At 73.4% G+C, this 12,107-nt stretch carries 8 protein-coding genes; 4 read left to right on the top strand and 4 right to left on the bottom strand.

Annotation, left to right across the window (positions count from 1 at the left end; genetic code table 11):
• Positions 1 to 119: 119 nt before the first annotated feature.
• Positions 120 to 518 carry a PH domain-containing protein gene (locus GA0070562_RS10730; protein WP_151499656.1) on the top strand — a complete coding sequence of 133 codons (399 nt, stop codon included), beginning with the start codon at positions 120 to 122 and terminating at the stop codon, positions 516 to 518.
• Here GA0070562_RS10730 and GA0070562_RS10725 read toward each other — a convergent pair.
• Positions 512 to 1,438, bottom strand: a complete 927-nt coding sequence (locus GA0070562_RS10725; protein WP_091419313.1) for a 2-hydroxyacid dehydrogenase — start codon at positions 1,436 to 1,438, stop codon at positions 512 to 514. The two genes, GA0070562_RS10730 and GA0070562_RS10725, sit on opposite strands and share 7 nt — an antisense overlap.
• 145 nt (positions 1,439 to 1,583) lie before the next feature.
• Between GA0070562_RS10725 and GA0070562_RS10720 the strand changes: the two genes are divergently transcribed.
• The 3 genes from GA0070562_RS10720 (at position 1,584) to GA0070562_RS10710 (ending at position 6,318) form a co-directional block, all read left to right on the top strand.
• Positions 1,584 to 3,389 (top strand): SpoIIE family protein phosphatase, encoded by a 1,806-nt coding sequence (locus tag GA0070562_RS10720; RefSeq protein ID WP_091420212.1) that lies wholly within the window; start codon positions 1,584 to 1,586, stop codon positions 3,387 to 3,389.
• 86 nt (positions 3,390 to 3,475) lie between these two features.
• Positions 3,476 to 4,651: a PQQ-dependent sugar dehydrogenase gene (locus GA0070562_RS10715; protein ID WP_091419309.1), complete on the top strand. Its 1,176-nt coding sequence runs from the start codon at positions 3,476 to 3,478 to the stop codon at positions 4,649 to 4,651.
• A 53-nt stretch (positions 4,652 to 4,704) separates the two neighbouring features.
• A complete protein-coding gene (locus GA0070562_RS10710) occupies positions 4,705 to 6,318 on the top strand; it encodes a metallophosphoesterase family protein (protein WP_091419306.1) in 1,614 nt (537 codons plus the stop codon).
• Between the two features lie 403 nt (positions 6,319 to 6,721).
• On the opposite strand, the gene GA0070562_RS10705 is transcribed toward GA0070562_RS10710, so the two are convergent.
• From GA0070562_RS10705 to GA0070562_RS10695, 3 genes are all read right to left on the bottom strand, one after another.
• On the bottom strand, positions 6,722 to 9,079 hold the full coding sequence (locus GA0070562_RS10705; protein ID WP_091419304.1) for a transketolase-like TK C-terminal-containing protein: 2,358 nt from the start codon (positions 9,077 to 9,079) through the stop codon (positions 6,722 to 6,724).
• A 96-nt stretch (positions 9,080 to 9,175) separates the two neighbouring features.
• A complete protein-coding gene (gatB, locus tag GA0070562_RS10700) occupies positions 9,176 to 10,669 on the bottom strand; it encodes an Asp-tRNA(Asn)/Glu-tRNA(Gln) amidotransferase subunit GatB (RefSeq protein ID WP_091419301.1) in 1,494 nt (497 codons plus the stop codon).
• A gap of 97 nt (positions 10,670 to 10,766) precedes the next feature.
• Positions 10,767 to 11,921 (bottom strand): putative Ig domain-containing protein, encoded by a 1,155-nt coding sequence (locus GA0070562_RS10695; protein ID WP_254663774.1) that lies wholly within the window; start codon positions 11,919 to 11,921, stop codon positions 10,767 to 10,769.
• Positions 11,922 to 12,107: the final 186 nt, after the last annotated feature.

The raw sequence follows: 12,107 nt of genomic DNA, 5'->3' as shown, positions 1-12,107 counted from the left end.
GCGGGGAGGGCTGCGGCGGAGTGGCCGGGCGCGGGAGGGCGGGCGCGCTCGGGTGGTCCGACCCGGGGGTGCGGACGCCCGGGGGGTGGCGTGGACTGGCCGGATGGGATCATCGGGGGGTGAGCCGCGCCGATACCGTCCGTTTCCGTCACAACCAGGCCATCCTGGTCGCCGCGATCGTCGCCTTCATCGGCGCGCTGCCCCTGGCCTCCGCCCGCTGGTGGCTGCTCTGGGTGCTGCTCGTGCCGCTCGCCGCCGCGGTCTGGGCGTGGCGGGCCGGCACCGACGCCGACGCCCGGGAGCTGCGGCTGCGGGCGCTCGTCGGGCAGCGCCGGGTGCCGTGGAACCGGGTCGCCGAACTCGCCGGTGACCCCAAGGGAAGGGCGGTCGCCCGGCTCGACGACGGCGAGGTCGTGGTGCTGCCGGCGGTACGCGCCACCGAACTGCCCCGGCTGGTCGCCGTCACCGGCCAGGAGCTACCGGACGCCGGCAACGATCAGCAAACCGGCGATCAGTAGCCGTCGACCACCCGGTTCGTCAGCTCCTCCCCGGCCGCGTACCGGCGCAACTGCTCGCCCACCAGGCGGTAGGCGCGGGGCAGCAGCCCGCGTACCGAGCCGGCGACGTGCGGGGTGAGCAGCACGTTCGGCAACTCCCACAGGGGATGGTCGGCGGGCAGTGGTTCCGGGTCGGTGACGTCCATCGCCGCGCGCAGGCGGCCCGAGGTCAGCTCGGCGACCAGCGCCGAGGTGCGGGCCACCGGCCCTCGGGCCGCGTTGACGAGCAACGCGCCGTCCGGCATCGCGGCGAGGAAACGTTCGTCGACCATGCCCCGAGTCTGCTCGGTCAGCGGCACCAGCAGCACCACCACGTCCGCCTCCGGCAGCAGCGCGGGCAGCTCGTCGACCCCGTGCACGCCCTGGTCGGGGCGCGGCGTACGGGCCACGAGCGTGAAGCTCACCTCGAACGGGGCGAGCCGGTCGCGTACCGCGGTGCCGATCGAGCCGGCGCCGACGATCAGCACCCGCTTGCCGGCCAGCTCGTCGGTGGGCGCCACCTCGTCGTACGCCCACTCGCGCCGCGCCTGGGCGCGGGCCAGCGGCGCGAACCCGCGCAGCGAGGAGAGGATCGCGGCGACCACCCATTCGGCGGTGGGCGAGTCGTGCACGCCCCGGGCGTCACAGAGCGTCACGCCGTCGGGGATCCGTCCCACCCAGGCGTCCGCCCCGGCGGAGAGCAGTTGCACCACCTCGACGTCGGGCAGCTCGGCCAGGAGCGCTCCGGCGTCCGGGCCGGACAGGAACGGTGGCACCCAGAACCGCACCCCGGACGGGGACGACGGGAGCCGACGCGGGTCGTCCAGCAGCTCCACGGTGACGCCGGGCGGCAGCTCGCCGAGCAGCCGGCGGCCCTCCGAATGCGGGATCCATACCTTCACGACCGCCGACGATATCGGCCCCGGACCGGCCGGCGCGGCGTGACCCGTGACGAACACCGCGCCGGGAATGGAGTGGCGCCCCAGCGGGGTATAACCGAGGACGGAACGTCGGCCGGGCGTTCCCGGTTCCCGGGGGGCGATGGCGATGAGCGAGCACGGCCGGGGACGGGTGTCCGTGCCGATTCCGGCGCTCGCCGATCCCGACCGGTTGCGCTCACTCGACGAGACGCGGCTCGACGCCGTACCGGACGAGGCGTTCGACAGGTTCGCGCGGCTGGTCGGCGACCTGCTGGACGTACCCGTCGCACTCGTCTCCCTGGTGGACGCCGAGCGTCAGTTCTTCCCCGGAGCGACCGGCCTGCCGGAGCCGTGGGCGGCACGCCGGGAGACGCCGCTGAGCCACTCGTTCTGCCAGCACGTCGTCGACATCGAGATGCCGCTGGTGCTGCCCGACGCCCGCCTCTACCCCCGGGTACGCCTCAACCTGGCCATCGAGGACCTGGGCGTGGTCGCGTACGCGGGCATGCCGCTGACCGACCTGGACGGGCGGGTGCTCGGCTCGCTGTGCGCGATCGACAGCAAGCCCCGGGCCTGGACCAAGGAGCAGCTGCGGACGCTCGCCGACCTGGCCGCCGCGTGCTCCTCGGAGTTGCGGCTGCGCATCGCGCTCCGCGGCGCCGAGCAGGCCCGCCGCCGCGCGGAGGAGGCGCACGGCCGGCTCGCCATGCTGGCCGGGATGAGCGAGACGCTCGGGGGCACACTCGACGTGACCACGGCCGTCGACCGGCTCGGGCACGCGATGGTGCCGCTGCTCGCCGACTGGTGCCTGATCACGCTCGTCGACCCGGCCGGCCGGCCGCGCACCGTCACCGGCGTACACCGGGACGCCGAGCGCGAGGCCGACCTGGCCCGCTTCGCCGAGCTGCTGACCACCGGGCTCAGCGGGGAGTCGCAGATCCGGTCGGTGCTGCGTACCGGGCGGCCGGCGGTGCGCGCAGTGGCCGGCCTGGACGACGTGGCGCGCGGCACCACGCATCCGGACCTGGTGCCGCTCGCCGACCGGCTCGGCGTGGGTTCCCACCTGACCGTGCCGATCACCGCCGCCGGGGACCGGGTGATCGGGGCCGTCACGCTGGTCAACCGCCAGGGGCGGCGCGGTTTCGACGCGAGCGACCTGCGCACCGCGCAGGACATCGGGGTACGCGCCGGACAGGCGGTCGGCAACAGCCGCCTCTACGGCGAGCAGCGCCACGTCGCCGAGGTGCTCCAGCACAGCATGCTGCCCGCCCTGCCGGCCGTGCCGGGGATCGAGCTGGCCGCCCGCTACCTGCCGGCCGCCGACCGGGTGGAGGTGGGCGGCGACTGGTACGACGCCTTCGTCCAGCCCGACGGCGAGTTGATCGCCGCGATCGGCGACGTCGCCGGGCACGACATCGAGGCGGCGGCCACCATGGGTCAGTTGCGCAACCTGGTGCGCGGAAACGCGTACGGGCGTAACGACCCGGTGGAGGATCTGGTGGCCCACCTCGACCGGGCCATGGGCGGGCTGCGGGTGCCCACTGTCGCCACCGCCGTGCTGGCCCGGATCCGCCCGGCCGACGGCGCGTTGCGCGTCTCCTGGTGCAACGCGGGGCATCCGCCGCCGTTGCTGGTACGCGCCGACGGCACGGTCTCGGTGGCGGACGGTCGCGGGCCGCTGCTCGGCCTGGCCCGGCCGCCCCGGCGCACCGGCCGGACGCTGACCCTCGCCCCCGGCGACACGCTGCTGCTGCACACCGACGGGCTGATCGAGCGCCGGGACCAGCCGATCGACGAGGGGCAGGCCGACCTGCTCGCCCACCTCCGGGCCGGCGGGCCGGGCGTACCGCTGGACCTGCTCTGCGACCGGCTGCTCGCCGCCGCGCACCAGTGGGAGGACGACGTCGCTCTGCTCGCGCTGCGGGCCGGCTGAACCGGCACTCCCCCGAACGGCCGGACGCGGGCAGGCGTGCGCGCGACGCGCCCGGTTCGCCGGTCCGCCCGGCTAGGGTTGGGCGGGTGAGCCCGCGTCTTGCGTACCCCCGTGTCCTCCGCCTCCGGACGGCGCTGGCGGTGTCCTGTGCGGCGCTGCTGCTGGCCACCGCCGGTTGCGCCCTCGGCGAGCCCGAGCCGGACCCGGCCGGCGCACCGCCCAACCTGCCGACACCGTCCGGCACCGCGAGTCCCGGCGGGGCCGGCCAGCAGGTGGTGGCCACCGTGCTGGCCAAGGGGCTGGAGGTGCCGTGGGCCATCGCGTTCCTGCCCGACGGCGGGGCGCTGGTGACCGAGCGGGACAAGGGACGGATCCTCCAGGTCGGCCCGGAGTCGGGCCCGGACGGGCTGGCCGTCCGGCCGGTACAGACCGTGCCGGACGTGGCCGCCGGCGGGGAGGGCGGCCTGCTGGGCATCGCGGTCTCCCCCGCGTACGCCCGGGACCGCACGGTCTTCGTCTACTACACGGCCGAGGACGACAACCGGATCGCGAAGATGCAGCTCGGGCAGGCGCCGGAGCCGATCCTGACCGGCATCCCGAAGTCGGGCACGCACAACGGCGGCGGGCTGGGCTTCGGCCCGGACGGCCACCTCTACGCCAGCACCGGGGACGCGGGGCGCACCGAGAACGCCCAGGACGCCAAGAGCCTCGGCGGCAAGATCCTGCGGATCACCCCGGACGGCAAACCGGCGCCGGGCAACCCCACCGCCGGGTCGCCGGTCTGGTCGACGGGTCACCGCAACGTCCAGGGCTTCGCCTGGACGCCGGACAAGAAGATGTACGCGGTGGAGTTCGGCCAGAACACCTGGGACGAGATCAACCAGATCAACAAGGGCGGCAACTACGGGTGGCCCCGGGTGGAGGGGCGCGGCGACGACAAGCGCTACGTGAACCCGATCACGCAGTGGCCCACCGGTGACGCCTCCTGTTCCGGCCTGGCGGCGGCGGACCGTCTGCTCGTCGCCGCCTGCCTGCGTGGCCAGCGGCTCTGGCTGGTGGAGCTGGCGGGCAACGGCACCGTCCTCGGTCAGCCCCGCGACCTGCTCACCGGCCGGTACGGTCGGCTACGGGCCGTCGCGGCGGCGCCGGACGGCTCGCTCTGGGTGAGCACCTCGAACCGCGACGGGCGGGGTACGCCCACCGCCGAGGACGACCGCATCCTGCGACTCGTCTTCGCCGACGGGGGCGCCGGCCGGAGCTGATCCAGCCCACCGGGTTTGTCAAGATCGCTCAAGGGGCAGGTCAGGATCTCAGCATGGACGGGCACGAGAACGAACAGCACCGCACCGGGGACGAGACGTCTCCGGAGCGCGGGCGCGCCCGCCGCTGGGCGGCCTGGCGTCCCGGTCACCGGCTGCGCCGGCTGGGTGTCGTCCTGGCTCTGCTCGCGGTCACGCTCGGCGGCATCGTCGTCGGCACGTACGCGGGCGGCCACGTCGGCACCGACATCGGCCCGTTCCGGGCCGAGCTGAAGCTCAGCCCGTCGCTGTCCGGCGGCACGACCGTCGACATCCCGCCGCTGGGCGCGCTGCTGCTGGACAGCCACGACGGCCCGGCGTACCTGACCGTCGAGGTGGGTTCGCTCGACCAGGGGCGCACCGAGGCGCTCATCGACGACCCGGCCAGCATCAGCCGGGCCAGCCAGTCGGCGGTCCAGGACGTCCGCGACGGCGTGATGCGGCTCGGGCTGCGTACGCTCGCCTCGGTGGTGCTGGCCACGCTGATCCTGGCGGCGCTCGTCTTCCGGGACGTCCGGCGTACCGCGTGGGCCGGCGGCATGGCGCTCGTCATCACGGCTGGCAGCCTCGGGACCGCCGCCAGCACCCTACGCCCGCAGGCCATCGAGGAGCCCCGGTACGAGGGCCTGCTGGTCAACGCGCCGGCGATCGTCGGTGACGCGCGGCGGATCGCGAACGACTACACCAAGTACGCCGAGCAGCTCCAGCGGCTGGTCGGCAACGTCAGCAAGCTCTACACCACCGTCTCCGCCCTGCCCGTGGTGCAACCGTCGCCCGGCACCACCCGGGTGCTGCACGTGTCGGACATCCACCTCAACCCGACCGGGTGGCAGCTGATCCGTACCGTGGTCGAGCAGTTCGGCATCGACGTGGTGGTCGACACCGGCGACATGACCGACTGGGGCAGCGAGCCGGAGGCGTCGTTCGTCGGCTCGATCGGCCTGCTCAAGAAGCCGTACGTGTTCATCCGCGGCAACCACGACTCGCCGCGCACCGCCGCCGCCGTGGCGCAGCAGCCGAACGCGATCGTGCTGAACAACTCGGTCACGACGGTCGGCGGCCTGACCATCGCCGGCATCGGCGATCCCCGCTTCACCCCGGACAAGGAGACCTCACCGGCCGGCAGCGGTCTCACCTCGGCCGTCGCCGACCAGGTGATCGGCGCCGGTGAACAGCTGGCCGCCACGATCGAGAAGTCGCCGCGCAAGGTGGACATCGCGCTCATCCACGACCCCGCCTCGGCGGGTCCGCTCTCCGGCACCTGCCCGCTGGTGCTCTCCGGGCACACCCACTCCCGGCAGGTGTCGAAGCTGCCGCAGGTCGAGGGCAAACAGCCGACCACGCTGATGGTGCAGGGCTCGACCGGCGGGGCCGGGCTGCGGGGCCTGGAGGGCGAGAAGCCGACCCCGCTGACCATGACGGTGCTCTACTTCGACCAGCAGAAGCTGCTCCAGGCGTACGACGAGATCACCGTGGGCGGCACCGGGCAGTCGCAGGTCAACCTGGAGCGGCACGTCATCCGCGACCCGGCCAAGGGCGACCAGGTGCCGGTCACCCCGACCCCGACCCGCGGCCCTTCGGAGTCGCCGTCGCCAGGTACGACGACCCTGAGCCCCACACCCACCAGCTGACCGTCCCGCGCCTGCTCCCGTTCTTCCCTGCTTCTCGCGGTCCCTCACGCCCGGCCCCTTGCCACGCGAGGCACCCGGTCACTCGGCGTCATGAAACTGTCGGGCACCGGGATGCCCCGCCGCGGCCTTTGCTCTGCACCCATCGGCGCAGCAGACACCGAGAGTAACCGCATGGGTGGCTGCAGAGCAGCGACGCGGACCGCTCCACCCCAGCTCAGAAGGGGTGCTGCGGATATGGCTGCAGAGCAAAGGGGCCGCGAGGCAACCCCTTCGGCTGCGAGAGGCGGTTACTCCCCGCAACCGGATCGGCGGTGACGTTCCGTGAGGAACACTGCCTAGGCTCGACCGAGACGCGGACCGCGGCGGCCCCTTGACACGATGCGCTCAGCGCAACGGAGAAGCCTCAGCGCAGCGCGATCGCGGCCAGCGCGGCGTTGACGATGCTGCCGGGCAGCAGGTCGTGCAGCTCGTACAGCTCCCGGACGCTGCCGGACTGGCCGAACTCGTCCACGCCGAGCGGCACCGCCGGGGCGCCGACCGCCGAGCCGAGCCACGCCATCGCGTGCGAGGCCGCGTCGTGCACGGTGACCACCGGCACCCGGTCGGCGAACGCCGACCGCAGCGCGCCGGGCACGCTCGGCACGGTCGCGGTCCGCACGCCCTGACGCAGCGTCCGCTGCCACGCGCGGTAGAGCCGGTCCAGGCTGGTCACGTCGACCACGTGCGCGGCCACGCCCTCCTCCGCCAGCTCCGCGGCGGCCGCGAGCACCTCCGGCAGCACCGCGCCGGAGGCGGCGAGCTGCACGACCGGGGCATCAGCCAGATCGGGGTACGCCTGGTGCGCGTCGACGAGCCGGTACGCGCCGGCCACCACCTGCCGCCGCAGCACGGCGTCCCCGAGTCGCGCCCGGGCCGCCTCGAACGGCGCCTGGTCGATCGGCCGGGTGCTGAGGCGGAAGTAGTACGCCCCGTCCTCGGCCGGCGCGGCGGTCGCTGCGGGCGCGGACCCGCCGGCGATCTGCCCGAGCGCGTCGCAGAGCAGCCAGTCGAGGCTGCCGGCGTACGCGGGCTCCAGGAACGTCACCCCTGGCAGCTCCAGGCCGACCGAGGCGGTGATCGTGGACTGGTGTGCCCCGCCCTCGGGGGCCAGCGTGATGCCCGACGGGGTGCCGGCCACCACGAACCGGGAACCGGAGTACGTGCCGTAGAGGAACGCGTCGAGACCGCGCAGCACGAACGGGTCGTAGACGGTTCCGATCGGCAGCAGCGGCTGGCCGGACAGGTCCCACGACAGGCCGAGCTGGCCCAGCAGCAGGAACAGGTTCATCTCCGAGATGCCCAGTTCGATGTGCTGCCCGGCGGGGCTCTCGGTCCACCGCAGCATCCGGTCCTCGGTCCAGGAACGCTGCTCGGTCGGGGCGAAGACCCCCGTCTTGTTGATGAATCCGGCCAGGTTGGTCGAGGTCGCCACGTCCGGCGCGGTGGTCACCAGGTAGGGCGCCACCTGCGGATCGCGGGCCAGGTCGACGAGCACCCGGCCGAAGACCTCCTGGGTGGAGACCGGCTTGTTCGCGCGTACCCGCGTGGTCTCCGGAACGGTGACGCCCAGCGCCCGCTCGCGCGGCGGGCGGGACAGCGCCTCCCGGCGTTCGCCGGCCCGGATGCCGGCCGGGGACGCCGGGTCGAGGCGGTCCCACTCGGTCTCGGCGGTGAGGCCCTGCGCGGCGCGCAGCACGTCGACCTGTTCGGTGGTGAGCAGCGCCGAGTGGTTGCGCGGGTTGCCGGCGATCGGCAGGCCCCAGCCCTTCACGGTGTACGCGAAGACCACGCTGGGCCGGTCGGTGACCGCGTCGCACTGGGCGTACGCGTCGAGCATGGCCTGCGCGTCGTGCCCGCCCAGGTCGGTGACGAGCGGGCCCAGCTCGTCGTCGCCGATGTCGGCGACGATGGCGGCCACCTCGGCCGGCGCGCCGTCCAGGAACTGCTTGCGCAGCGCCGGCCCGGTCAGCCCGAACAGCGACTGGTACTGCTCGTTCGGCATCCGGTCGATCCAGTCGCGCAGCGCCTCGCCGCCCGGCCGGGCGTACGCCTCGGCGAGCTTGCGGCCGTACTTGACCTCCACGACGTGCCAGCCGCCGGCCTCGAACTGGCCGCGCCACTGGTTGATCCGGATGCCCGGTACGACCCGGTCCAGCGACTGGCGGTTGAAGTCGACGAGCCACATCACGTTGCCCAGCCCGGTGGTGGCCGGGTCGGCGACCGCCTCCCAGATGTTGCCCTCGTCCAGCTCGGCGTCGCCGAGAATGGCGACGAACCGGGAGTGCGGGCGCGGGCCGAAGTGCGCGTCGACGTAGCGGCGGGTGACGGCGGCGAACAGCGGCGCGGCGGCGCCCAGGCCGACCGAGCCGGTGGAGAAGTCCACCTCGTCCGGGTCCTTGGTGCGCGAGGGGTACGACTGGAGCCCGCCGCGCGCCCGCAGCTTCGGCAGGTACGACTTGTCGAGGTTGCCGAGCAGGTACTGGATCGCGTGGAACACCGGCGAGGCGTGCGGCTTCACCGCGACCCGGTCCTCGGCGTCCAGGTGGTGGAACCAGAGCGCGGTCATCGCGGTGACCAGGGAGGCGCTGGACGCCTGGTGGCCGCCGACCTTGACCCCGTCACCGGTGTCGCGGTCGTGGTTGGCCGCGTCGACGATGCGGGTGGCGAGCCAGAGCACCCGGCGCTGGATCTCGTCGAGGACGTCGAGGTCGTGCTGGTTCACGGTGACTCCATCCGGGCGTCGCCGTTGACGCCCTCTGCGGGGTGAGGAGCGGACGAAGGGCCCCTCCCCTGCCGGGAAAGGGCCCACACGACCGGGTCAGGCGCCGAGCCGCGCCAGGATCAGCTCGCGGACGGTCTTCGCGTCCGCCTGGCCGCGGGTGGTCTTCATGACCGCGCCGACGAGCGCGCCGGCCGCCGCGACCTTGCCGCTGCGGATCTTGTCGGCGACGTCCGGGTTGGCGGCGATCGCCTCGTCCACGGCGGCGGTGAGCGCGCCGGTGTCCGACACGACCTCCAGGTTGCGGTTGGTCATGATCTCGGTCGGCGAGCCCTCGCCGGCCACCACGCCCTCCAGCACGGTACGGGCCAGCTTGTCGTTGAGCTTGCCGGCGTCGACAAGACCCTGGAGCTCGGCGACCTGGGCCGGGGTCGCGCCCACGTCGGCCAGCTCCACGCCGGTCTCGTTGGCGCGGCGGGACAGCTCGCCCAGCCACCACTTGCGGGCGGCGGCCGGGGTGGCGCCCGCGGCCACAGTCGCCTCGATCAGCTCGACCGCGCCGGCGTTGACCACCGACTGCATGTCGAGGTCGGACAGGCCCCAGTCCTGCTGGATCCGCTTGCGGCGCAGCCGCGGCAGCTCCGGCAGGGCGGCCTTCAGCTCGGCCACCCACGCGGTGTCCGGGGCCAGCGGCACCAGGTCCGGCTCCGGGAAGTACCGGTAGTCGGTGGCGGTCTCCTTGGACCGGCCCGACGTGGTGTCGCCGGTGTCCTCGTGGAAGTGCCGGGTCTCCTGGGTGATCCGGCCGCCCGCCTCCAGCACCGACGCCTGGCGCAGCATCTCCGAGCGGACCGCCCGCTCGACCGAGCGCAGCGAGTTGACGTTCTTCGTCTCGGTGCGGGTGCCCCACTCCTCACCCGGCCGGTTCAGCGACGTGTTGACGTCGCAGCGCAGCGAGCCCTCCTCCATCCGCACGTCGGAGACGCCGAGCGAGCGGATCACGTCACGCAGCTCGGCGACGTACGCGCGGGCGACCTCGGGCGCGAGCGCGCCGGTGCCGGGGATGGGCTTGGTGACGATCTCGACGAGCGGGATGCCGGCCCGGTTGTAGTCGACGAGCGACTCGGTGGCGCCGTGGATGCGGCCGGTGGCGCCGCCGACGTGCAGCGTCTTGCCGGTGTCCTCCTCCAGGTGCACCCGCTCGATGCCGATGCGCACCATCTCGCCGTTGACCTCGACGTCCAGGTAGCCGTCGAAGCACAGCGGCTCGTCGTACTGGCTGATCTGGAAGTTCTTCGGCATGTCCGGGTAGAAGTAGTTCTTCCGGGCGAACCGGCACCATTCGGCGATCGAGCAGTTCAGCGCCAGCCCGATCCGGATGGTCGCCTCGATGGCGGCCTTGTTCGCCACCGGCAGCGAGCCGGGCAGGCCGAGGCAGACCGGGCAGACCCGGGTGTTCGGCTCGCCGCCGAAGTCGGTCGGGCAGCCGCACCACATCTTGGTGTTCGTGCCCAGTTCGACGTGGGTCTCCAGGCCGATCACCGGTTCGAAGCGCGCGACGACCTCGTCGTACGCGGGCAGCGTCGTGGTCATGAGAACTCCAGCTTTGCAGGCGGTAGCCGGCCCACGGCGGCATCCGGACACAACGCCGCCAAGCCTACCGCTCCGCCTACCCGGCCTCGGCCGGGCGTCACTCGGGCGTGGTGAAGCTCCGCCGACGGTTGTAGGCCAGCACGAGCAGGATGCCGCCGACGGAGAAGGCCACGACGCTCAACAGCAGCAGTACGAGCGGCGAACCCGGTCCGGTGATCGGCAGCCACGCGCCACTCACCTTCGACGGCGAGGGCGTCGGCTGGGGCGCCGCGGTGCTGCTCTCCGACGGCGTGCCGGCCGGATCGCTCGGCGTCGGCGTGGCCGTCGGGTCTGCCGGGGTGGGCGTGGCCGTCGGGTCGGCCGGGGTCGCCGTGGGGGTGCTCGGGGCCGGGGCGGCGACGGTCAGCGACACCTGCTTCGTGGCGCTGGTGCTGTACCCCTTCGCCGCGACGGTGAAGGTGAACGTGCCGGCGCTGCCGGGGGTGCCGCTGAGCCGGCCCTTCTCGTCGAGGGTCAGGCCGTCCGGCAGGGCCCCGGCGGCCAGGGCGAACGCGATGTCCGAGTCACCGTCGGCGGTGAACCGGAACGAGTACGGCTTGCCGACGGTGGCGGCTGACGGTTCGCCGGAGGTGAACGCGGTCGCCGCCGCGGCGACGACGACTGTGGCGTTCTGCTCGTCGAAGCGGTCGTTCTTGTCGGTCATCCGTAGCGTGAACGTGTACGTGCCGGGGGTGGTCGGCGCGCCCCCGAGCGACGTCCCCACCACGAGCATGCCCGGCGGCAGAGCGCCCGAGGCCACCGACAACCGGTACGGCCCGGAGCCACCGGTCGCCTCGACGGTGTGGATCGCGTACACCCGCCCGAGGTACATGGGTGACCGGGGCTTGCCCGACGTGATGACGACCTTCGGTTCGCGTGCCTCGATGGTCGCCGTCTGCTCGTCGAAGAGGTCGTTCTGGTCGGTCATCCGCAGCGTGAACGTGTACGTGCCAGGCGTCGTGGGGGCGCCCCCGAGCGAGTTCCCCACCACGAGCATGCCCGGCGGCAGAGCGCCCGAGGCCACCGACAACCGGTACGGCCCGGAGCCACCGGTCGCCTCGACGGTGTGGATCGCGTAGACCTGCCCGATGTCCATGACCGACCGGGGCTTGCCCGAGGTGATGGTGACGGTCTCGGTGGCGGCGGTGGCCGGTTGCGCGGCGGCGGGTTGCGCGGCGCCCAGCAGCAATGCGGCAACCAGCGTCAGGGCCATGACCGGGCGAAGTGTCCCCATCGCACATCCAGCTCTCGGTCGGAACCGCTCGCGTCCGCCAGCGGGCCACAGTCCAGTCGATCCAGCAGACTCGCAGTTTATTCGACCAGTGCCAGTCACCCCGGGCAATCCACTGATCGGTGATCACCGTGTCGCCGCGACGACAGCCGCGCCCGGCGCGGTCGT

The organism is Micromonospora tulbaghiae (assembly GCF_900091605.1).
Lineage (GTDB): Bacteria > Actinomycetota > Actinomycetes > Mycobacteriales > Micromonosporaceae > Micromonospora > Micromonospora tulbaghiae.
The sequence above is the reverse complement of the archived record's forward strand: the minus strand, read 5'-3'. Positions and strand labels throughout refer to the sequence as shown.